The sequence below is a fragment of the Pseudomonas brenneri genome (assembly GCF_007858285.1).
In the GTDB taxonomy this organism is placed as follows: Bacteria; Pseudomonadota; Gammaproteobacteria; order Pseudomonadales; family Pseudomonadaceae; genus Aquipseudomonas; species Aquipseudomonas brenneri.
Genome location: NZ_VFIL01000005.1, coordinates 425,721 through 445,946, shown reverse-complemented (window position 1 = coordinate 445,946; position 20,226 = coordinate 425,721). Strand labels below are relative to the sequence as shown.

General features: G+C 61.1%; 18 protein-coding genes. 6 read left to right on the top strand and 12 right to left on the bottom strand.

What is annotated here, in order from left to right:
• Positions 1 to 113 precede the first annotated feature (113 nt).
• Positions 114 to 734 (bottom strand): hypothetical protein, encoded by a 621-nt coding sequence (locus FJD34_RS13855; RefSeq protein ID WP_032858189.1) that lies wholly within the window; start codon positions 732 to 734, stop codon positions 114 to 116.
• A gap of 95 nt (positions 735 to 829) precedes the next feature.
• Here FJD34_RS13855 and FJD34_RS13850 point away from each other — a divergent pair, with 95 nt between their 5' ends.
• Positions 830 to 1,612 carry a class I SAM-dependent methyltransferase gene (locus FJD34_RS13850; protein WP_032858188.1) on the top strand — a complete coding sequence of 261 codons (783 nt, stop codon included), beginning with the start codon at positions 830 to 832 and terminating at the stop codon, positions 1,610 to 1,612.
• Here FJD34_RS13850 and FJD34_RS13845 read toward each other — a convergent pair.
• On the bottom strand, positions 1,602 to 2,276 hold the full coding sequence (locus FJD34_RS13845; RefSeq protein ID WP_090290570.1) for a TetR/AcrR family transcriptional regulator: 675 nt from the start codon (positions 2,274 to 2,276) through the stop codon (positions 1,602 to 1,604). The genes FJD34_RS13850 and FJD34_RS13845 overlap by 11 nt on opposite strands.
• Before the next feature lie 92 nt (positions 2,277 to 2,368).
• Between FJD34_RS13845 and FJD34_RS13840 the strand changes: the two genes are divergently transcribed.
• The 3 genes from FJD34_RS13840 to FJD34_RS13830 all read left to right on the top strand — a co-directional run bounded on the left by FJD34_RS13840 (position 2,369) and on the right by FJD34_RS13830 (position 6,877).
• Positions 2,369 to 3,472, top strand: a complete 1,104-nt coding sequence (locus FJD34_RS13840; RefSeq protein WP_065943336.1) for an efflux RND transporter periplasmic adaptor subunit — start codon at positions 2,369 to 2,371, stop codon at positions 3,470 to 3,472.
• 6 nt (positions 3,473 to 3,478) lie between these two features.
• Entirely contained in the window at positions 3,479 to 6,544 is a 3,066-nt protein-coding gene (locus FJD34_RS13835; protein WP_032858185.1) for an efflux RND transporter permease subunit, read from the top strand.
• A 138-nt stretch (positions 6,545 to 6,682) separates the two neighbouring features.
• Positions 6,683 to 6,877 carry a hypothetical protein gene (locus FJD34_RS13830; RefSeq protein ID WP_032858184.1) on the top strand — a complete coding sequence of 65 codons (195 nt, stop codon included), beginning with the start codon at positions 6,683 to 6,685 and terminating at the stop codon, positions 6,875 to 6,877.
• Between the two features lie 95 nt (positions 6,878 to 6,972).
• Here the strand turns inward: FJD34_RS13830 and FJD34_RS13825 are convergent, their stop codons facing one another.
• Genes FJD34_RS13825 through plsB form a run of 3 tightly spaced genes read right to left on the bottom strand, consistent with a single transcriptional unit; the run spans position 6,973 to position 10,645 of the window.
• Positions 6,973 to 7,659: a DUF4197 domain-containing protein gene (locus FJD34_RS13825; protein ID WP_032858183.1), complete on the bottom strand. Its 687-nt coding sequence runs from the start codon at positions 7,657 to 7,659 to the stop codon at positions 6,973 to 6,975.
• A gap of 25 nt (positions 7,660 to 7,684) precedes the next feature.
• The gene (locus tag FJD34_RS13820; RefSeq protein WP_029300136.1) at positions 7,685 to 8,089 is read right to left on the bottom strand and encodes a YbaY family lipoprotein; all 405 of its coding nucleotides are present in this window, start codon (positions 8,087 to 8,089) and stop codon (positions 7,685 to 7,687) included.
• Between the two features lie 51 nt (positions 8,090 to 8,140).
• On the bottom strand, positions 8,141 to 10,645 hold the full coding sequence (plsB, locus tag FJD34_RS13815) for a glycerol-3-phosphate 1-O-acyltransferase PlsB (protein ID WP_032858182.1): 2,505 nt from the start codon (positions 10,643 to 10,645) through the stop codon (positions 8,141 to 8,143).
• 180 nt (positions 10,646 to 10,825) lie between these two features.
• Between plsB and FJD34_RS13810 the strand changes: the two genes are divergently transcribed.
• On the top strand, positions 10,826 to 11,035 hold the full coding sequence (locus FJD34_RS13810) for a cold-shock protein (protein ID WP_003189131.1): 210 nt from the start codon (positions 10,826 to 10,828) through the stop codon (positions 11,033 to 11,035).
• 143 nt (positions 11,036 to 11,178) lie between these two features.
• On the opposite strand, the gene FJD34_RS13805 is transcribed toward FJD34_RS13810, so the two are convergent.
• The 4 genes from FJD34_RS13805 to FJD34_RS13790 form a co-directional block, all read right to left on the bottom strand.
• Positions 11,179 to 11,556, bottom strand: coding sequence for a hypothetical protein (locus FJD34_RS13805; protein WP_032858180.1), 378 nt, complete (start codon positions 11,554 to 11,556; stop codon positions 11,179 to 11,181).
• Between the two features lie 73 nt (positions 11,557 to 11,629).
• Positions 11,630 to 12,439, bottom strand: a complete 810-nt coding sequence (locus tag FJD34_RS13800) for a putative RNA methyltransferase (protein WP_065943340.1) — start codon at positions 12,437 to 12,439, stop codon at positions 11,630 to 11,632.
• Positions 12,439 to 13,590 (bottom strand): succinyl-diaminopimelate desuccinylase, encoded by a 1,152-nt coding sequence (gene dapE, locus FJD34_RS13795; protein ID WP_029300128.1) that lies wholly within the window; start codon positions 13,588 to 13,590, stop codon positions 12,439 to 12,441. Before dapE ends, FJD34_RS13800 begins: the two co-directional genes overlap by 1 nt.
• 245 nt (positions 13,591 to 13,835) lie before the next feature.
• A complete protein-coding gene (locus FJD34_RS13790; RefSeq protein WP_065943341.1) occupies positions 13,836 to 16,427 on the bottom strand; it encodes a glycosyltransferase in 2,592 nt (863 codons plus the stop codon).
• 208 nt (positions 16,428 to 16,635) lie between these two features.
• On the opposite strand from FJD34_RS13790, the gene tcdA reads away from it, so the two are divergent.
• Positions 16,636 to 17,445, top strand: a complete 810-nt coding sequence (gene tcdA, locus FJD34_RS13785) for a tRNA cyclic N6-threonylcarbamoyladenosine(37) synthase TcdA (RefSeq protein WP_373290106.1) — start codon at positions 16,636 to 16,638, stop codon at positions 17,443 to 17,445.
• 52 nt (positions 17,446 to 17,497) lie between these two features.
• Here the strand turns inward: tcdA and FJD34_RS13780 are convergent, their stop codons facing one another.
• The 3 genes from FJD34_RS13780 to dapD form a co-directional block, all read right to left on the bottom strand.
• Positions 17,498 to 17,911: a SufE family protein gene (locus FJD34_RS13780; protein ID WP_065943343.1), complete on the bottom strand. Its 414-nt coding sequence runs from the start codon at positions 17,909 to 17,911 to the stop codon at positions 17,498 to 17,500.
• Complete coding sequence (locus FJD34_RS13775; RefSeq protein ID WP_090290571.1) at positions 17,908 to 19,113, bottom strand: aminotransferase class V-fold PLP-dependent enzyme; 1,206 nt, start codon at positions 19,111 to 19,113, stop codon at positions 17,908 to 17,910. The genes FJD34_RS13780 and FJD34_RS13775 overlap by 4 nt, the downstream gene beginning before the upstream one ends.
• A gap of 69 nt (positions 19,114 to 19,182) precedes the next feature.
• The gene (gene dapD, locus FJD34_RS13770) at positions 19,183 to 20,217 is read right to left on the bottom strand and encodes a 2,3,4,5-tetrahydropyridine-2,6-dicarboxylate N-succinyltransferase (RefSeq protein ID WP_032858174.1); all 1,035 of its coding nucleotides are present in this window, start codon (positions 20,215 to 20,217) and stop codon (positions 19,183 to 19,185) included.
• Between the last annotated feature and the right edge of the window lie 9 nt (positions 20,218 to 20,226).

The window sequence follows — 20,226 nt, the reverse complement described above, 5'->3', positions numbered from 1 at the left end:
GAGCTTGGGCGAGCCAGCGTTTTGCCGCGAAGCGGTCGTAAGCCATCTTGCACGGTCTAGCGGGTGGAGTGAGATCACCTGGATGGCGAGTGCTACGCGAAGGCGTAATCTGATCAAGCCGCCAGGCGCAGGTTCTGCAGGATCAGCGGGCGCGCCCAGCCGCAGTCGAAGTCCAGGGCCTTTTGCTGCTGCACCAATTCTTCTTGCGGGTACGGTTCGGCCGCAGGTGGCAGCAGGTCCAGTTCGAATTCGGCAATCGGCAGAAACAGCGGCTTGGGTTGCGGCGCAGGGCCGGGCTCGGGCAGTGGCTGGCCGGCAGTCAGCACGATTGGCCGCACCCAGCCACTTTCGAAGTTCTGCTGGCGCTGCTGGGCGACGATTTCATCCTCGGGGAATGGCACGGCCGCCGGTGGCAGCAATTGCAGTTCGAACTCGGCAATTGGCAGGAACAACGGTTCAGGCGGGGCGATCTCGGTGTCCTGAACATCGCAATGGCGCTGGGTAACGATTTGCGTCAGCAGGTCGCTGCCGGCGCTGGGTTCGACCGAGGCGTCCACCGGCACCGGATCTGCGGCCACCTGCGCACCTGGCTCCTGGCCAAGTTGCTCGGCCAGCGCCCGGGCGAAGAAGTCCTGCCACACATGACTGACGCCGGCCAGCGCTTGGGTATTGCGCAGGCCGAAGTGGTTGTGGGTCGGCAGTACACCGGTGAATAGGGAATGAATGTCTGACATTTCTCTCGGTCGACGCTCAGGGTCTGGCAAAATGCCTGATCCTTTTTTATCGGCCGCTGTTTGCCGATCCTTAATATTTTTGAGCGTAGTAAACGATGAGCGAACAACCTGCGGCCAGCCGCATTCGGGTCGAGGCCCTGGCCGATGGTTTCCAGGCCCGTGCCGAGCACTGGGCCGAGCAGTTGGGTCTGCCCTTACAGTTGGCAGACGCCGATTTTTCCCTGCAAGTGGGGGAGCATGGCTTGCAACTGCAACAGCTGGGGCCTGATGCACCGGGTGCGGTGCGGGTGGATTTTGTCGAAGGCGGCGCAGCTCATCGCCGGCTCTATGGCGGGGGCAGTGGGCAGATGATCGCCAAGGCCGTGGGGGTGTCTCAAGGCGTGCGCCCGCGAGTACTGGATGCCACGGCTGGCCTGGGCAAGGACGCGTTTGTGCTGGCCAGCCTGGGTTGCGAGATGAGCCTGATCGAACGTCAGCCGTTGATTGGTGCCTTGCTTGAGGATGGCTTGGCGCGCGCGGCAGATGATTTTGAAGTGGCGCCGATTGTGGCGCGGATGACCTTGCTCAAGGGCAACTCCATCGAGGTCATGCGCAACTGGGAAGGTGAGCCACCGCAAGTGATCTACCTGGACCCGATGTTTCCCCATCGTGAGAAAACCGCTTTGGTGAAGAAGGAAATGCGCCTGTTTCGCCCGCTGGTGGGCGACGACCCGGATGCCCCGGCGCTGCTGGCCGCGGCATTGGCCCTGGCCAGCCATCGGGTGGTGGTCAAGCGCCCGCGCAAGGCACCGTGCATCGATGGGCCCAAGCCGAGCCACGCGCTGGATGGCAAATCCAGCCGGTACGATATTTATCCTAAAAAAGCGCTCAAGAATTAAGCGACAAGCACTGGCCGCTTGCCGCTGCGTCAGCCCTATAAGCCCGCATAAACAACCCCACCACTTCCTGCACGTGCTCCTCGGCGGCCGCTTCGCTCAAGCGTTCGCCACAGCCATACAGCAAGCGGAAATTCGCCGTGCCCTTGAGCAGGCAAAAGAAGTGCTCGGCAGCGGTAAACGGTTTGTCGATATTCAGCGCCCCGCTCTGGTTGATCTTGCCCAGCAAGCGCTCCATCCCCTGCAACATCCGCATGGGGCCGGCTTCGAAGAAAATCTGCGACAGCTTGGGATCCTGATTGCCCGACGTCATCATCAGGCGATGCAGGTTCACTGATTCATCGCTGTTGATCAGCAGGTGAAAGCCACGGGCGATGTTCAGCAGCACCTTCTCCACCGGCACGCCGTCTGGCAGCTCGAAATACATCACCGGCAGTTGTGCTTCGCACTTGGCTTCGACGGCAGCGGTGAACAGTGTCTCTTTGTCGGTGAAGTGGCTGTAGACCGTCAACTTTGACACGCCAGCCTCAAGGGCCACGGCATCCATGCTGGTGCTTGCATAACCGTTGCTCAAGAACAGGATTTTCGCTGCGTCGAGGATTGCCTGGCGTTTTGCCATGTCCTTGGGACGCCCGGGGCTATTGGTGTTTACAGGATTGTTAGACATTTTCACTTTAATACTGGACTGGTGAGTTTGGTATTAATAACATACTGGCCAGTATAATTACTCCAAGCACCATTTGCGAAAGGTCCTTCAGCATGCGCAGCACTTTCCTGCCCCTCGCGTTGCCTGTCAGCCTGGCTTTTTTATTGGCCGCCTGCGGCCATGAAGAAGTGCCCCCAACCACCGTGCGCCCGGCGATGGTGGTGCAGCCGCAGCCCTCGGCGCTGGCAATGGACAGCTATCCTGGCGAGGTGCGTGCCCGTTATGAGCCGGACCTGGCCTTTCGCATTGCTGGCAAAGTCAGTCGACGGCTGGTGGAGGAGGGCGAGCGCGTCAAGGCCAACCAACCGCTGGCAGAGCTCGATCCCCAGGATGTGCGCTTGCAGCTGCAGGCCACGCGGGCCCAGGTCACGGCAGCCGAGGCCAACCTGAGCCTGGTGCGGGCCGAGCGTGATCGCTACAAGACCCTGATGGACCGTCAGATGGTCAGTCGTTCCCAGTACGATAATTCCGAAAACCTCTACCGCGCAGGTGTCGCGCGCTTGCAGCAGATCAAGGCCGAATTCGACGTGGCCAACAACCAGGCCGGGTATGCCGTGCTGCGCGCCCCCCAGGACGGAGTGGTGGCCAAGCGTGCGGTGGAAGTCGGGCAAGTGGTGTCTGCCGGGCAAACCGTGTTCACCCTGGCTACCGATGGCGAGCGTGAAGTACTGATCAGTTTCCCGGAACAAAGCTTCGGCCGCTTCAAGGTGGGCCAGCCGGTCTCGGTGGAGTTGTGGAGCCAACCCGAACAGCGTTTCGAGGGGCGCATTCGCGAGCTGTCGCCAGCGGCGGATCCCAAATCGCGCACCTTTGCCGCCCGTGTGGCCTTCAACGCCGGCAAAGTCCCGGCAGAGCTGGGGCAAAGCGCGCGGGTCTTCATACAGGCCGACGGTGTCATTCCCCTGTCGGTGCCGTTGTCTGCCCTCAGTGCAGAGAACGGTGCGTCCTACGTCTGGTTGGTAAAGCCGGACAACACCCTCAAGCGCACAGCCGTGCGTATCGGCGCGTTCGGTGAAAAAAACGTGCCGGTGCTGGAAGGCCTGAGCCCGTCCGACTGGGTGATTGCCGCCGGTGTCCATGTGCTCCATGAGGGCCAGCAGGTGCGCCCGGTGGATCGTTCCAACCGGGTGGTGAATCTGGCGGCCAACAAGGAGTAGTCCCCGATGGGTTTCAATCTTTCCGAATGGGCGTTGCGAAATCGCCAGATCGTGCTGTTCCTGATGCTGTTGCTAGCTGTTGTCGGTACGTTGTCCTACACCAAACTGGGGCAAAGCGAAGACCCGCCGTTCACCTTCAAAGCCATGGTGATCAAGACCAACTGGCCCGGTGCTACAGCCCAGGAAGTCTCGCGCCAGGTCACCGAGCGCATTGAAAAGAAATTGATGGAAACCGGGGAGTACGAACGCATTGTCTCGTTCTCCCGTCCGGGCGAATCCCAGGTTACGTTCATGGCCCGGGACTCGATGCACTCGGCGCAGATTCCTGACCTCTGGTACCAGGTGCGCAAGAAGATCAGCGATATCCGCCAGACCCTGCCGCCGGATATCCAGGGCCCGTTTTTCAATGATGAGTTCGGCACCACCTTCGGCAATATCTACGCCTTGACCGGCGAGGGTTTCGACTACGCAGTGCTCAAGGACTACGCCGACCGCATCCAGATCCAGCTGCAACGGGTGCCGGATGTAGGCAAGGTCGAGTTGCTCGGGTTGCAAGACGAGAAGATCTGGATCGAACTGTCCAACCTCAAGCTCGCCACTCTCGGCCTGCCCCTGGCGGCGGTGCAGCAGGCGTTGCAGGAGCAGAACGCGGTGTCCACCGCCGGCTTCTTTGAAACCCCGAGCGAGCGCGTGCAACTGCGGGTGTCGGGTAACTTCAAGACGGTCGAAGAAATCCGCAATTTCCCGATCCGCGTGGGTGATCGCACCTTCCGTATTGGCGATGTGGCCGAGATTCACCGTGGCTTCAACGATCCTCCTGCGCCGCGTATGCGCTATATGGGGGACGACGCGATCGGCCTGGCCGTGGCCATGCGCGATGGCGGTGACATCCTGGTGCTGGGTAAGGCTCTGGAAGGTGAATTCGCACGTCTGCAGAAGAACCTTCCGGCCGGGATGGAACTGCGTAAGGTGTCGGATCAGCCAGCGGCGGTGAAGACCAGTGTGGGCGAATTCGTCCAGGTGCTGGCCGAAGCGTTGGCGATTGTGTTGCTGGTGAGTTTCTTCTCCCTTGGCGTGCGTACCGGCATGGTGGTGGCACTGGCGATTCCGCTGGTGTTGGCGATGACCTTTGCCTGCATGTATTACCTGGGGATCGGCCTGCACAAGATTTCCCTCGGCGCCTTGGTCCTGGCCCTGGGCTTGTTGGTGGATGACGCGATCATCGCCGTGGAAATGATGGCGATCAAGATGGAGCAAGGCTACGACCGGCTCAAAGCCGCCAGTTTCGCCTGGACCAGTACAGCGTTTCCGATGCTGACCGGCACGTTGATCACTGCGGCCGGCTTCCTGCCAATTGCTACCGCGCAATCGAGTACCGGCGAATACACTCGGTCGATCTTCCAGGTAGTGACCATTGCGCTGCTGGCCTCGTGGGTGGCGGCCGTGGTGTTTGTGCCTTACCTTGGGGAAAAGCTCCTGCCAGATCTGGCGAAGATTCATGCAGCCAAGCACGGCACCGATGGCCCGGATCCCTACGGCACGCCGTTCTATCAGCGCGTACGGCGCTGGGTGGAATGGTGCGTGCGCCGCCGCAAAACCGTGATCGTGCTGACGGTGCTGCTGTTTATCGGCTCGGTGGCGCTGTTCCGCTTTGTCCCGCAACAGTTCTTCCCGGCCTCCGGGCGCCTGGAGCTGATGGTCGATCTGAAACTGGCTGAAGGCACCTCCCTGAGCAATACCGCCGAGCAGGTCAAGCGCCTCGAAGGTTTGCTCAAGGAACATGCGGGGATCGACAACTATGTGGCCTATGTCGGCACCGGCTCACCGCGTTTCTACCTGCCGTTGGACCAGCAACTGCCGGCGGCCAGCTTTGCCCAGTTTGTGGTACTGGCCAAGACCATCGAGGAGCGTGAAAACCTGCGCACCTGGTTGATTGAGACCCTCAATGAGCAATTCCCCGATGTGCGCTCGCGGGTTACCCGCCTGGAAAACGGCCCACCGGTTGGTTATCCGGTGCAGTTTCGCGTGACTGGCGAGCACATCGAAGAAGTGCGGGCCCTGGCGCGTAAAGTTGCAGCCAAGGTCCGTGAAAACACTCATGTGGCCAATGTGCATCTGGATTGGGAAGAGCCGAGCAAGATCGTCTACCTCAATGTCGATCAGGACCGTGCTCGTGCCCTGGGCGTGAGCACGGCCAACCTGTCGAAATTCCTCCAGAGTTCCCTGACCGGTTCCAGCGTCAGCCAATACCGGGAGGACAACGAGTTGATCGAGATCCTCCTGCGCGGCACCGTGCATGAGCGCACCGAGTTGTCGCTGCTGCCGAGCTTGGCGGTACCGACCGACAACGGCACCAGCGTGGCGCTGTCGCAGATTGCCACCCTGGAGTATGGTTTCGAGGAAGGCATTATCTGGCATCGCAATCGCCTGCCGACGGTGACTGTGCGTGCCGATATCTACGGCAAGGAGCAACCCGCGACCCTGGTCCAGCAGATCCTGCCGACCCTGGCCGAGGTGCGTGCCGAACTACCGGACGGTTACCTGTTGGACGTAGGTGGCACCGTGGAGGATTCCGCCCGAGGGCAGAACTCGGTGAAGGCCGGTGTGCCGCTGTTCATCGTGGTCGTACTGACCTTGCTGATGCTGCAACTGCGCAGTTTTTCGCGCACGGCCATGGTGTTCCTTACCGCGCCGCTGGGGTTGATCGGCGTGACGCTGTTCCTGTTGGTATTCCGCCAGCCGTTTGGTTTTGTGGCCATGCTGGGGACTATCGCGCTGTCGGGGATGATCATGCGTAACTCGGTGATCCTGGTGGATCAGATCGAGCAAGACATCAAGGCCGGCCTGGATCCGTGGCAGGCAATTATCGAGGCCACCGTGCGGCGCTTCCGGCCGATTGTGCTGACGGCGCTGGCGGCGGTGCTGGCGATGATCCCGTTGTCGCGCAGCGTGTTCTTCGGGCCGATGGCGGTGGCGATCATGGGCGGGCTGATTGTGGCGACGGCGTTGACCTTGCTGTTTTTGCCGGCGCTTTATGCGGCGTGGTTCCGGGTCAAGCCGAAGTCGGTATAGGCCTGCGTAAATCGGCTACAGGATTAGGAACTGTTTCTTGCGGATCTGCCACTCAGGGAAACCTGGAATGCAGGTACCTTTTTCTGGGTGACGGAGTTGCCACAGGACTAGGTTCTATTAAACCGTGAGGAGTTACCTATGGGCTTATTTGCGATGGGTGGAATAGGTATTGGTATCGGTATGATGCCGATGATGGGCTTCAAAATGGGGAAAGGTTTCGGCAAGGGCAAGGGCAAATCCAAGCCTCCGCCCTGCCATCATCATCACCACCACCACGCTCAACCGCCGTTTTCTAATAGCGTAAAGTTCGAGGGAAAAATCACCTACGGCTGATGATGGCCAGGTGCATACCCCTCGTGCAGTAACACAAACGCCCCGATTATTCGGGGCGTTTGTGTTTTGTGTCCGGCAGGCTGGGTGCAGCGTACTTACAGCGCGCCAAACACTTTCTTCGCCAGGCTGGTCGCGGCGGCTGCCGGGTTCTGGCGAATGCTTTCTTCCTGTTGGGCAATCATCTTGAACAAACCGTCCAGCGCTTGTTCAGTCACGTAGTTTTCGACGCTGTCGGCCTTGCCACCGAGCAAGCCCATTGGGGCTTTTTTGGCGAGTGCGTTGTACTGCTGGGCGACACCGACCTTGTCCGTGGATTGCTTGACGATCGGCAGGAACTTGGCGCGGATCTGCTCACGGCTGCTTTTGTCCAGGTATTGGGTCGCCGAGTCCTGGCCGCCGCTGAGGATGCCCTTGGCATCGCTCACGCTCATGTTTTTCACGGCATTCACCAGAATCGGCTGGGCCTGGGTCACGGCGGATTCGGCCGCTTTGTTCATGCTGGCTTCAAGTTGGGTGATCTGATCGCCCATGCCGAGCATTTTCAGGGCGCCGGAGGCTTTTTCCAACTTGCCGGGCAAGCCGATCTTGACCTCGGGGTTATTGCTGAAACCACCAGGAGCTCCCAGTTGCTTGACGGCAATCTGCGCGCCCTGGGTCAGTGCGTCCTTGAGGCCACCGGTTGCGTCGCCCTGGGACAGATCGCCCAGGGACAGGGCCATGGCGTTGGCGCCGAGCAGCAGGCCGGCACACAAGGTGGTGAGGCGAAGAGAGGTACGGAGCATGGGCGCTTCCTTTTAGTCGACGGGATCAGTGGGCAACGGCGTCAACGCGCAGGCGAAGCGGCTGCGGATCCTGGCCGTTCAACTGCACCGAATGGCGCTCGGTGGTGATAAACATTAGCTTGCCATCCAGCTCGATGCGAGCACTGACCGAATAGCTGTGGCCAGGCTTGACCTGTGCAGGGTCGTAGCTCAGGTGGAAGGGCAGCGGTACCTGCTTGCCATTGACCGGGCCTTTTTGCTCGGCCAGGGTGACGGCCGGTGCATCGGCCAGCGAAACATCTTGCAGGCTCACGCTCAGGGTCGCGGTAGGTGGCAGGGCTATGCGTTGCAGGTAGAACACTTCGCCATCAAGGCTGGCTTTAGGGGCAGGGTTCATCGAGTGACAGGCTCCCAGCAGGGCGGTCAGGCCCAGGAGAATGATTTTTTTCATGGTACAGCTCCTTGTCAACGGCGCCAGAAACACCCTGGCGCCTGGGTAAATCTAGCGGGTTTCGACCGGCTCGGCGTCCGGCGCGGACGTTTCCTCGTTGCGGTGCAACGCCACCTGGCGAATCGACAGGCGAATTTCCGCCGGCAACACCCGTTTGGCCGCGCCTTCGGCCAGCTCGCCGAGCAGGTCGTGGTAACTCAACTTACCGGCTTCATCGCGGCGCAGCACATCTTGCTCCAGCAACGTCTGAATGAAATGTCGGAAAAGGCTCTTATCGAAGAACTCCGGGGCATTCAAACCATGCAGGATCGACAGGCGCTGGGCCATGACCGTGCACAAGTCTTCCAGCTCTTCGGCGCTGATGCTGTTCTGGCCACTGTTGAGCAGCAGGGAAATGGCCATGTAGAAGCGTTGCAGGGTCTGGGCAATGCTCTTGGACAGCAGGGTCAGCAGTACAAAGTTGCGTGAGCTGGGGGCCGGGCGCAGGTAGATGTTGTTTTCAAAACGCAGCAGGCCTTGTTCCACCAGGGCTTGGAGCCATTGATCGACCACGGCGTCCAACTCGTCCAGGGACCAGCGGATAAACAGTTCCGACTGCAGGTACGGGTAGAGCGCGCGGGTGTAGCGCAGGATCTGTTCGCGGCTCATGCGCGAGCTGCTCTGGAAGAAGCTGGCGAGCAGCGCAGGCAGGGCGAAGATGTGCAGCACGTTGTTGCGGTAATACGTCATCAGGACCGCATTTTGCTCGTCCAGATACAGGATCTTACCCAGGGCATCGCTCTGTTCCGACAGCAGGTCCATGTCCTTGACGTGCTTGATCAGGGCCTGGCCATCGCCCTCGGGCAGCGTGGTGTGGGGCGAGTAGGGCACCCGGCGCAGCAGCGCCAGGTACAAGTCCAGCACCCGCGCCATGGCCTGGTCGTCCAGGGCCAGGCGGCTGGTAGACAACAGCGCCAGCGCCACCAGGTTCACCGGGTTGATCGCGGCGGCCTCGTTGAGGTGCTGGGCCACGCGCTCGCCGAGGCGGTTGGTGGTTTCATTGAGCCAGGCCGGCTTGTAGTTCGGTGCCAGTTCCTGGGCACGCCAGTCTGGTTGTTCCTGGTCGAGGAACTCAGCCAGCTTGATCGGCTCGCCAAAGTTGACCGCCACCTGGCCAAAACGCTGTTTCAAGGCGCCAATGACCTTGAAGATATCGAAGATCGACTCTTTCTTTTTCGTCGCGCCACGCAGCTCGCCCAGGTAGGTACGGCCTTCCAGCACCCGCTCGTAGCCGATATACACCGGTACAAACACAATCGGCATGCGTGAGGAGCGCAAAAAGCTGCGCAGGGTGATCGCCAGCATCCCGGTCTTGGGTTGCAGCATGCGCCCGGTCCGTGAACGTCCGCCCTCGACGAAGTACTCCACCGGAAAGCCTTTGGTGAACAGGGTGTGCAGGTATTCGTTGAACACTGAGGTGTACAGCGGGTTGCCCTTGAACGTACGGCGCATGAAAAACGCCCCGCCACGGCGCAGCAGGCTGCCGATCACCGGCATATTGAGGTTGATCCCGGCGGCAATGTGCGGCGGAGTCAGGCCGTTCTTGAACAGCAGGTACGACAGCAGCAAGTAGTCGATATGGCTGCGGTGGCAGGGCACGTAGATCACTTCGTAACCCTGGGCGACCTTTTGCACACCCTCGATATTGTTGACCTTGATGCCGTCGTAGATCTTGTTCCAGAACCAGCTCAGGACCACTTCGAGGAAGCGGATCGCGGTGTAGGTGTAGTCCGAGGCGATTTCGTTGCCATAGCGCAGGGCCTGGGCCTTGGCTTTTTCCGGGGCGATATTTTCTCGTTCGGCTTCATCGAGGATCGCCTGGCGCACCAGCGGCATATTGACCAGGCCTTTGACCAGGTTGCGTCGGTGGGACAGATCGGGGCCGATCACCGCGGTCTTCAGGTTGCGAAAATGCACCCGCAGGATCCGTTGGGCCATGCGCACCGTGCGTTCGTGGCCTTTATTGTGCTCGATCAATTCACGCAGGTTGATTGGCGCGGAGAATTGCACCCGAGTCTTGCGCCCCAGGATCAGGATGCTCAACAGACGGCGCAGGCGCCCGGTGACGGCCCAGCTGTCGGCGAACAGCAGTTTCCAGGGGCTCGACTCACTGGCTGGCGACTGGCCCCAGAACACACTGACCGGGATGATCTGCGCATTTTCTTCGGCATGTTCGGTCAAGGTGTTGACCAGGCGCGTCAAGGTCGGCGGTGCGCCGCGCTTGTCCTGGCGGCCGAGCCAGTCCGGGTCGGGGGTCAGGTAAAAGAATGCCGCCGGCTCCATCAATGGGCCAACGGACACCGGCAGCACCGGGCGCGGCAAGCCGGCCTTGGTGCACTCGGCATCCACTACGGCCAGTTCGGTCAGGGAGGGCGATTGCAGGACGTAGAACACCGGCCGGCTGCGGTCCAGGTTAAGGGTGAGGGACGACTGGTTGATCGTCTCGGAGCGAACCCAGAGGTACAACAGTCGGCGCAAGGTGCCAAATACCAGACGGCGGAACGGGGAGCGGGTCATAGGCGTGCTGCTTTGAGTGGAAAAAACCGAGCAGGCGCTCGGGCGGGTAGTGTGCCGTATTCGCCGAAAATCGGCAAAAAAGCAGCGATGTAAACTTGAGTTGATCGTTTTTGAGCCTGTCTTATACTCGGCAGTTCAATGCGAGCGACTCAACAATAAAAAGCATGTGGGAGTAAACAGATGACAACGCGCGAAACCGGTAATGTGAAGTGGTTCAACGACGCCAAGGGTTATGGCTTTATCCAGCGTGAAGATGGCAAGGATGTGTTTGTACACTACCGCGCCATTCGTGGTGAAGGCCACCGCTCCTTGGCAGAAGGCCAGCAGGTGGAGTACGCCGTGGTGACCGGCGAGAAGGGCTTGCAGGCTGAAGATGTAGTCGGTCTTTAAAGCAGATTTCTGCACCGCTGCTGAACCCATGTGGGCGCGGGCTTGCTCGCGATAGCGGTGAGTCAGTCACTGTAGAGGTTGACTGATTGACCGCTATCGCGAGCAAGCCCGCTCCCACATTTGATTGGGTTCACAGGTCAGGATCAGGCAGTTTTCCAGGTGATCTGTTCTTCACCGTCTTCGCTGATGCGGATCCAGGTATCGGCGCTTTCTTCACCTTCCTCTTCGACCCACGTACCCGGCGCGCAGCGCACTTCAACGTTCAGTGCGGCAAAGGCGGCACGCGCGCAGGCGATGTCGTCGTCCCAGGGGGTCTGGTCGCTTTCCAGGTACAGGCTGTTCCATTTGCCCACGGCTTTGGGCAGCCAGGTCACAGGCACGTTGCCGGCCTTGCACTTGTAGGTCTGGCCCTTTTGTACCCAGTCAGTACACGGCCCCAGGGCGCCGCCGAGCCAGGCAGCGATGGCCTTGTAGTCGACGTCGGCGTCCTTGAGGTAAATCTCGATATCGGGTTGGCGCATGGATGTTCCTCGTTGCGGGATTCGAAAATCCATTCGCGGATTCAGGTTGGGCATTGAATGCCCGGAAAGTCGGTTATTGAAGCACGAAATAGTCGTAGCGCATGGATACGGTGACCAGCAGCGGTTCGTCCTGCTCGATCACCTGGGCGCGGCGCTCGGCACTGGCACGCCAGCCGTGGGGCGTCATCGCCAGTAGGTTGGCGCGGTCCCTGGGCTCGGCCAGGCTGAGTTGGAACTCCAGGACTTCGCTGTGTTGCAGGCTCATGCCATCCGGTACCAGGGCCAAATGCTTGTCGTCGGTGTATTCGCGCACTTCGTCGTACAGGCGTTCGCGTAACTCCATCAGGTGGCCGCTGGTCGGGCCGACCTTCATCAAACCGCCGCCCGGGCTGAGCAGGCGCTTGGCTTCTTGCCAGTCCAGCGGGCTGAACACACTGGCGAGGAATTGGCAGCTGGCATCGGCCAACGGCACACGGGCCATGCTGGCGATCAGCCAGGTCAGTGTCGGGTTGCGCTTGCAGGCGCGCTTGACCGCTTCCTTGGAGATATCCAGGGCATAACCATCGGCGCGCAGCAGGGCGTCGGCGATTTGCGCGGTGTAATAACCTTCGCCACAGCCGATATCCAGCCAGCGCTGGGGCTTGCGCTCGGCGGCAAGTGCCGCCAGGCGTTTGGCCACGGGGGCGTAATGCCCGGCATTGAGAAAGTCGCGGCGCGCTTCAACCATCGCCAGGTTATCGCCTGGGTCACGGCTGTTCTTGTGCTGCACCGGCAACAGGTTCAGGTAACCCTGGCGAGCCCGGTCGAAACGATGCCCGGTCGGGCAGGCCACGCCGTTGTCCACTTCATTGAGTGGCGCGCTGCAAATGGGGCAAGCGAGCATCAGGCGAGCAACTTGATCAGGGTCTGGTAGTAGATTTCGGTCAGCACATCGAGGTCGCTGGCCAGAATGCGTTCGTTGACCTGATGGATTGTCGCGTTGACCGGGCCCAGTTCCACCACTTGGGTGCCGAGGGTCGCGATAAAGCGCCCGTCGGAGGTGCCGCCACTGGTGGACGCCTTGGTCTCGCGCCCGGTGATGGCCTTGATGCTGGCCGACACCGCGTCGAGCAACGCGCCCGGCTCGGTGAGGAACGGCAGGCCCGACAGCGCCCACTCCACATGCCAGTCCAGGCCATGTTTGTCGAGAATCGCCGCGACCCGCTGTTGCAGGCCTTCGACGGTGGACTCGGTGGAGAACCGGAAGTTGAACACCGCCGTCAGGTCGCCCGGGATCACGTTGGTCGCGCCGGTGCCGGAATTGAGGTTGGAGATCTGGAAACTGGTCGGCGGGAAGAAGGTGTTGCCGTCGTCCCAATGTTCGGCGGCCAGTTCGGCCAGGGCCGGGGCGGCCAGGTGGATCGGGTTCTTGGCCAGGTGCGGATAGGCCACATGGCCTTGTACGCCGCGTACGGTCAGGGTGGCACCGAGGGAGCCACGACGACCGTTCTTCACCACGTCGCCCACCAGGGTGGTGCTCGACGGTTCGCCAACGATGCACCAGTCCAGGCGCTCCTTGCGCGCGGCCAGGCGCTCGATCACGGCCTTGGTGCCGTGGTGGGCCGGGCCTTCTTCATCACTGGTGATCAGGAAGGCTACCGAGCCCTTGTGATCCGGGTAGTCCTTCACGAAGCGCTCGGAGGCGACGAGCATGGCGGCCAGGCTGCCTTTCATGTCGGCGGCGCCACGTCCGCAGAGCATGCCGTGCTCGTCGATCAGCGCGTCGAACGGGTCATTCTGCCAGGCTTGCACCGGGCCGGTCGGGACCACATCGGTATGGCCGGCGAAGCACAGCACCGGGCCTTCGTGCTTGCCGTGGGTGGCCCAGAAGTTATCCACATCTTCGATGCGCATTGGCTCAAGCGCAAAGCCGGCGTCGCCCAGGCGCTGCATCATCAGCTTCTGGCAATCAGCGTCGACAGGTGTCACCGACGGGCGACGGATCAGGTCGATAGCGAGTTGGAGGGTCGGCGAAAGGTCGGCGTGGGCCGTCATGGGGAAGCTCCGAAAGCGTGTTATGGGCGCAGGACGAATGTGGTAAAGCGGCGCAAATCCAATGTGGGAGCGGGCTTGCTCGCGAATACGGTGTGTCAGCCAATACATGTACTGACTGGCACACCGTATTCGCGAGCAAGCCCGCTCCCACATAAAGCAGGGCCTGAGCCATGCTCTGCAAAAGGGCCGTTATCTTATAGCAAAACGGCGACCAGAGGCCGCCGTTTAGTGGATTGCGCAAGTTTTTACGCCGCTGGGGCGGGCTCCACCACCGCTGCCGGCTTGGGCAGCGATGACAGGAACGCCATGATCAGCGCGGCGACATACGGCAGCGACTGCACCAGCAGCATCACCACCCAGAAGCGCATGTCATTGCTCGGCAGGCCTTGCACCAGGTAAATCCCCAGTGCTGCGCCCCACAGCAGCAACATGATGAACATTTCTTCGCGGGCTTCGGAAATCGCGACCCAGAAGCCGTGGTTATCCGCGTTTTTCGGTGTACGAAAGAACGGAATACTGGTGGTGAAGAAACCATACAGCACCGCCTTGGCAATGGTATGGGACAACGCCAATCCGGCCAGGGCCGCGCAGAACGCATCCTTGAGGTTCACGCCAACGGCGCGACGGTAGAGGAAGATGATCTTGCCGACCTTGAACACGAACAACGCCAACGGCGGGATCGCGAAAATCAGCAACGGCGGATCAACCCGCGTTGGCACAATGATCATCGCCGCCGACCACAACAGGGCACCGACGGTGAAGAAGATGTTCATGCCATCGGCCACCCACGGCAGCCAGCCCGCGAGGAAGTGATAGCGCTGGCCACGGGTCAGTTCGGTGTCCTTGCCGCGCAGCAGGCTGGCGGTGTGGCGCTTGATGATCTGAATCGCGCCATAAGCCCAGCGGAAGCGCTGTTTCTTGAAGTCGATAAAGGTATCGGGCATCAGGCCCTTGCCGTAGCTGGTGTGGTAGTACGCAGCCGACAGACCTTTCTCGAATACCCGTAGGCCCAGCTCGGCGTCCTCACAGATGCACCAGTCGGCCCAGCCCAGTTCTTCGAGCACCGAGCGCCGGGTCATGGTCATGGTGCCGTGCTGGATGATCGCGTCACGGTCGTTACGCGTGACCATGCCGATATGGAAGAAGCCCTTGTATTCGGCGTAGCACAGCTTCTTGAAGGTGCTTTCGTTCTGGTCGCGATAATCCTGGGGCGATTGCACCACGGCAATTTTCGGGTCGGCGAAGTGCGGCACCATGTGTTTGAGCCAGTTCGGCGATACGCAGTAGTCGGAGTCGATCACCGCGATCACTTCGGCATCCTTGGCGGTATGCGGGATCAGGTAGTTCAGCGCGCCGCCCTTGAAACCGGCCAGGGGCGCGACGTGGAAGAACTTGAAGCGCGGGCCTAGCGTCTCACAGTAGTCGCGCACCGGTTCCCACACGGCAGGGTCCTTGGTGTTGTTGTCGATGATCAGGACTTCGTAGTCCGGGTAATCGAGGGCGGCCAGGGCGTCGAGGGTCTGTTTGACCATCTCGGGGGGCTCGTTGTAGCAGGGCACATGGATCGACACTTTCGGGCGGTAGTCCGAATCCCCCTCAACCGGCAGGAATTCACGCCGGCGCTTGTGGGTCCAGACCGCTTCCGCCAACTCATGAGCCTCGGTCAGCAGCACGATAAACACCCCGAGCGCACCGAGTGCCAGGAGGAAACCCACTGTCAGGCTGAACCAGGTGCTGTATTGCTGGCTGTAGTCGTAGCCGATCCATACCAGCACCGAGCCACACAGGAACGCGATAAAGGTCAGGAAGGTGCGGCCACGCTGGCGCAGGGCCGAGCCGTCGATCATCAGTAAGGTCAGCGACAACAGCGCCAGCACCACCGAGCCGATGGCCAGCACCCGCCATTGCGGAATCGCCACCACCGGGCCTTCGAAGTTGAATTTCTGCTGGCGCGCGGCGTTGAACACGCCCCAATAGGCGCCGACCGAGCCTTCATCACTGGCTTTCCAGGGTTGGTCGAAGGCTTCGATCACGAAGTAGTTGTAGCCCTGGCGATTCAGCTTGTTCACCAGGGTACGCAGGTAGATCGCCTGGTCGGCAGGGGACGCGTCCGCGCCACCGCGCATCCGGCCATTGCTCGGCCAGCCGACTTCCGACAGCAGCAGCGGCTTTTTCGGGAAGGTCTTCTTCAGATCCTTGGCGCGGTCAAGGACGAATTGCCCGGCCTGGGCCATCGGCACATGTTCCCAATACGGCAGGACGTGCGCGGCGATCAGGTCGACATGCTTGCCCAGTTGCGGGTTGTGTTCCCAGATGTGCCACTGCTCGGAGGTGGTCACGGGCACTTTGACGGCGGCGCGCACCCGGTCCAGCAGGACAATCAGCTCTTCGGGGGTGATCTCCTTGCGGAAGATCGCCTCGTTACCTACCACCACGCGGACCACGCTACGCGAGCTGTTGGCAATCTCGATGGCGCGCTGGATTTCCCGCTCGTTGCGCTCAAGGTCCGGGCTGATCCAGATCCCCAGGGTCACCCGCAGGCCGAATTCTTCCGCCAGCTTGGGGATATTCCCCAGCGGGCCGTCGACCGAATAGGTCCGGATGTTGTCCGTCAGCTTGCTCATGATCGCAAGGTCCTGACGCATCTGCTCGTCGGTCGGGTACTGGTCTTTCTGCGGGTACTGGCCTTGCTGGAACGGCGAGTAGGAAAAACCGGAGATTTGCTGTGGCCAGTTGGGGGTGGTGACCGGGCGGTTGATCAGCGCCCAGAAACCGGTGAACAGCGCGGCAATCGCCAGCACTACCACCAGGTTGAGTCCAAATTTACGCGATGACATAGCTGTTTCGGGTTCCAAAGGGTGTGGAACGAATGGAGGTGTCGAACGGCGCGCATCCTACACCGGCCCTTCCCTGACCGTACAGCAAGCCGGGAAAAACCGGGCATTGGGCAGCGAAAGCACGAGTAAGTTCTTTACTTATAGCTTGTAGCTTAGAACTTATCGCTGCGTAGCCCTATAATGCGCGCCGGTTTTTGGGGTAATGGTCATGAGTACAGAAGATCCACGGTTTGCAGGCGTCGCCCGTCTCTATGGCATTGACGGCCTGGAGCGCTTGAAAGCGGCCCATGTGGCCATCGTCGGCGTGGGCGGTGTCGGCTCGTGGGCGGCGGAAGCCATGGCCCGTTGCGGTGTGGGCGAAATCTCGCTGTTTGACCTGGACGATGTGTGCGTCAGCAACAGCAATCGTCAGTTGCATGCCCTGGACAGTACGGTGGGCAAGCCCAAGGTCGAGGTAATGGCCGAACGCCTGCGCGCGATCAACCCCGATTGCACCGTGCATGCGGTGGCGGATTTTGTGACCCGCGACACCATGGCCGAGTACATCACGCCTGACATTGATTGCGTGATCGACTGCATCGACGCGGTCAACGCCAAGGCGGCGCTGATTGCCTGGTGCAAGCGTCGCAAGATCCAAATCATCACCACCGGCGGCGCGGGCGGGCAGATTGATCCGACGCTGATTCAGGTGTGCGACCTGAACCGTACCTTCAATGACCCGCTGGCTTCGAAAGTGCGCTCCACCTTGCGTCGCGACTATGGGTTCTCGCGCACCGTGACCCGCCATTACAGCGTGCCGTGTGTGTTTTCCACCGAACAGCTGCGCTACCCCAAGCCGGACGGCAGCATCTGTTTGCAGAAGAGTTTTGTCGGTGATGGCGTGAAGTTGGACTGCGCCGGCGGATTTGGCGCGGTGATGATGGTCACCGCGACGTTCGGCATGGTGGCGGCGACCAAGGCGGTGGACAAGATTGTGGCCGGGGTGCGCAGGCCTTCGGAACGGGTCAAGCCTGCATAAATATCACGACCCTGCATCAGTCAAAAATGTGGGAGCGGGCTTGCTCCCACATTTAGTGTTGTGTATGGCTCAAGTCGCGCATGCGTTGCAGGACTGCGTTCAGGCCATTGCTGCGCGACGGCGACAACTGGCGGGAAAGCCCCAGTTGGTTGAACCAGTCGGGCAGGTCGACCGCTTGTAACTCGTCGGCCGACAGCCCATTGACCCGCGCCAGTAGCAAGGCCACCAACCCGCGAATCAAGCGCGCTTCGCTGCTGGCAGCAAACTGCCAATGGCCGTCGTGCAGTCGCCCCACCAGCCACACCAGGCTTTCACAGCCTTGTACCAGATTGGCGTCGACCTTATCGGCATCAGCCAATGCCGGCAGCCGCTCACCCCATTGCATCAGCATTCGCGCGCGTTGCTCCCAACTTCCAACGGCCTGAAAGGCTTGCAGCGCGGCCAGCGCATCCACTGGCAAGTTCATCGCAGCATGTCCAGCGCCTGATCCAGCGCTTCAAAAAAGCGCTCCAGGTCGTCGGAATCGTTGTACAGCGCCAAGGACACCCGGATTGCCCCCGAGAGCTGCAGGCGTTTGAGCAGCGGCATCGCACAGTGATGGCCGGCGCGCACGGCGATGCCTTGTTCGGTCAGCAAGTGGGCGAGGTCGGCGTTGTGTACGCCCTCGACGACGAAGCTGGCCAGGGCCACTTGGGGCGCACCCAGCAGGCGCACGCCATTGCGTGCCCGCAAACCGCGCAGCAGATAGTCGTGCAGCGCGGCTTCATGGGCGATCAACGCCGATTGATCCAGGGAACTCAGGTAATCCAGGGTCGCGCCCAGGCCAATCACCCCGGCAATCGGCGGCGTACCGGCTTCGAAGCCCAGGGGGGCGGGACGGAAGCTGGCACTGTGGTAATCCGCCTGTTGCACCATCTCGCCACCAAACTGCCAGTGGCGGAGCAAATGCAAGGCTTCGGTGCGGCCGTAGAGCACGCCGACGCCGTCCGGGCCATAGAGCTTATGGCTGGAAAATACATAGAAATCACAGCCCAGCGCCTGCACGTCGTGGCGCCCGTGGACAATGCCCTGGGCGCCATCGACCACGGTCAGTGCATCGTGGGCCTTGGCCAGCGCCAACAGTTGCGGCAGGGGTTGCCAGACGCCCAGTACATTGGACAGTTGGCTCACCGCCAGCAAGCGGGTCTGCGGGCCGATAAGCTGGGCTGCGGCTTGTAGGTCGATCAAACCCTCGTCATCGAGGGGCAGCACCACCAGCTTCAGCTCGCGACGCTTGGCCAGTTGCTGCCAGGGCAGCAGGTTGGCGTGATGCTCCAGGGCGCTGATGACAATCTCATCGCCCGGGTTGAAAAGGGGCTCAAGGCCATAGGCCAGGAGGTTCAGCGCAGACGTCGCGCCGTGGGTAAAGATGATCTGCCCGCTGTCACCGACGTTGAGCCATTGCGCCACTTTGCTGCGACTGTCCTCGAACCCTTGAGTCGCATGGGCGCCCGGCAGATGCTGGGCGCGATGCACATTGGCTGCGCCATTGGCGTAGTAATGGTTCAGGGCGTCCAGCAGGGCTTGAGGTTTTTGCGTGGTGGCGGCGTTGTCCAGGTAGGTCTGGTCTTGCCGTTGCAAGGTAGCGATAGCCGGGAAGTCGGCGCGCCAGGGCGAGGGCACAAGCATGGTTTCAAGACTCATATGAACAGGCCGCGTTTTCGAGCGCGGCCTGTTCCGGTGGCATCGAGTCGCTGCTTAGTTGTGAGCGTGCAGCGCTGCGTTCAGTTCGATGGCCGACTTGTGGGTTTTGCACTCCACGGCACCGGTCTCGGAGTTACGACGGAACAGCAGGTCTGGTTGACCGGCCAATTCGCGGGCCTTGACCACCTTGACCAGTTGGTTCTGCTCATCGAGCAACGCCACTTTAGTGCCGGCAGTCACGTACAGGCCGGACTCCACGGTGTTGCGATCGCCCAACGGGATGCCGATACCGGCGTTGGCGCCGATCAGGCAGCCTTCGCCCACCTTGATCACGATATTGCCGCCACCCGACAGGGTGCCCATGGTGGAGCAACCGCCGCCCAGGTCCGAACCCTTGCCGACAAATACGCCGGCCGATACACGACCTTCGATCATGCCCGGGCCTTCGGTACCGGCGTTGAAGTTGACGAAACCTTCGTGCATCACGGTGGTGCCTTCACCCACGTAAGCGCCCAGGCGCAGGCGCGCGGCATCGGCGATACGCACGCCAGCCGGCACCACGTAGTCGGTCATTTTCGGGAACTTGTCCACCGAGAACACTTCCAGCAGCTCGCCACGCAGGCGCGCTTCCAGTTGACGCTCGGCCAGTTCGCCGATGTCGATCGCACCCTGGCTGGTCCAGGCCACGTTCGGCAGTTGCGGGAACACACCGGCCAGGCTCAGGCCGTGAGGCTTGACCAAGCGGTGGGACAGCAGATGCAGCTTGAGGTAGGCCTCGGGGGTAGAGGTCAGTGCAGCATCTTCGGCCAGCAGCGTGGCGACCAACGGCTTGTGGCTTTCGGCCAGGCGCGTCAGCAGGGCGGCTTGGGTGGCATCTACATTTTTCAGGGCGTCAGCCAGTTGCGAGGCTTGGGCAATGGTGAAAGTGATGGCCTGGTTGCCTTCGCTATAGCCGAGGATCGGCGCGATGGCGGCCACGATTTCAGCCGAAGGATTGAGCAACGGTTGCGCGTAAAACACTTCCAGCCAAGCACCTTGGCGGTTCTGGGTGCCGACGCCGAAGCCCAGGCTGAACAGGGAATTGGACATGTTGTTACC

Excerpts from the sequence above, each read along its gene's own strand:
- FJD34_RS13825 (WP_032858183.1), bottom strand. The coding sequence starts at position 7,659 with ATGCTCCGTACCTCTCTTCGCCTCACCACCTTGTGTGCCGGCCTGCTG.
- FJD34_RS13855 (WP_032858189.1), bottom strand. The coding sequence starts at position 734 with ATGTCAGACATTCATTCCCTATTCACCGGTGTACTGCCGACCCACAAC.
- dapD (WP_032858174.1), bottom strand. The coding sequence starts at position 20,217 with ATGTCCAATTCCCTGTTCAGCCTGGGCTTCGGCGTCGGCACCCAGAAC.
- FJD34_RS13830 (WP_032858184.1), top strand. The coding sequence starts at position 6,683 with ATGGGCTTATTTGCGATGGGTGGAATAGGTATTGGTATCGGTATGATG.
- tcdA (WP_373290106.1), top strand. The coding sequence starts at position 16,636 with ATGAGTACAGAAGATCCACGGTTTGCAGGCGTCGCCCGTCTCTATGGC.
- plsB (WP_032858182.1), bottom strand. The coding sequence starts at position 10,645 with ATGACCCGCTCCCCGTTCCGCCGTCTGGTATTTGGCACCTTGCGCCGA.
- FJD34_RS13810 (WP_003189131.1), top strand. The coding sequence starts at position 10,826 with ATGACAACGCGCGAAACCGGTAATGTGAAGTGGTTCAACGACGCCAAG.
- FJD34_RS13780 (WP_065943343.1), bottom strand. The coding sequence starts at position 17,911 with ATGAACTTGCCAGTGGATGCGCTGGCCGCGCTGCAAGCCTTTCAGGCC.
- FJD34_RS13775 (WP_090290571.1), bottom strand. The coding sequence starts at position 19,113 with ATGCTTGTGCCCTCGCCCTGGCGCGCCGACTTCCCGGCTATCGCTACC.
- FJD34_RS13840 (WP_065943336.1), top strand. The coding sequence starts at position 2,369 with ATGCGCAGCACTTTCCTGCCCCTCGCGTTGCCTGTCAGCCTGGCTTTT.
- FJD34_RS13835 (WP_032858185.1), top strand. The coding sequence starts at position 3,479 with ATGGGTTTCAATCTTTCCGAATGGGCGTTGCGAAATCGCCAGATCGTG.
- FJD34_RS13800 (WP_065943340.1), bottom strand. The coding sequence starts at position 12,439 with ATGCTCGCTTGCCCCATTTGCAGCGCGCCACTCAATGAAGTGGACAAC.
- FJD34_RS13820 (WP_029300136.1), bottom strand. The coding sequence starts at position 8,089 with ATGAAAAAAATCATTCTCCTGGGCCTGACCGCCCTGCTGGGAGCCTGT.
- dapE (WP_029300128.1), bottom strand. The coding sequence starts at position 13,590 with ATGACGGCCCACGCCGACCTTTCGCCGACCCTCCAACTCGCTATCGAC.
- FJD34_RS13845 (WP_090290570.1), bottom strand. The coding sequence starts at position 2,276 with ATGTCTAACAATCCTGTAAACACCAATAGCCCCGGGCGTCCCAAGGAC.
- FJD34_RS13805 (WP_032858180.1), bottom strand. The coding sequence starts at position 11,556 with ATGCGCCAACCCGATATCGAGATTTACCTCAAGGACGCCGACGTCGAC.
- FJD34_RS13850 (WP_032858188.1), top strand. The coding sequence starts at position 830 with ATGAGCGAACAACCTGCGGCCAGCCGCATTCGGGTCGAGGCCCTGGCC.
- FJD34_RS13790 (WP_065943341.1), bottom strand. The coding sequence starts at position 16,427 with ATGTCATCGCGTAAATTTGGACTCAACCTGGTGGTAGTGCTGGCGATT.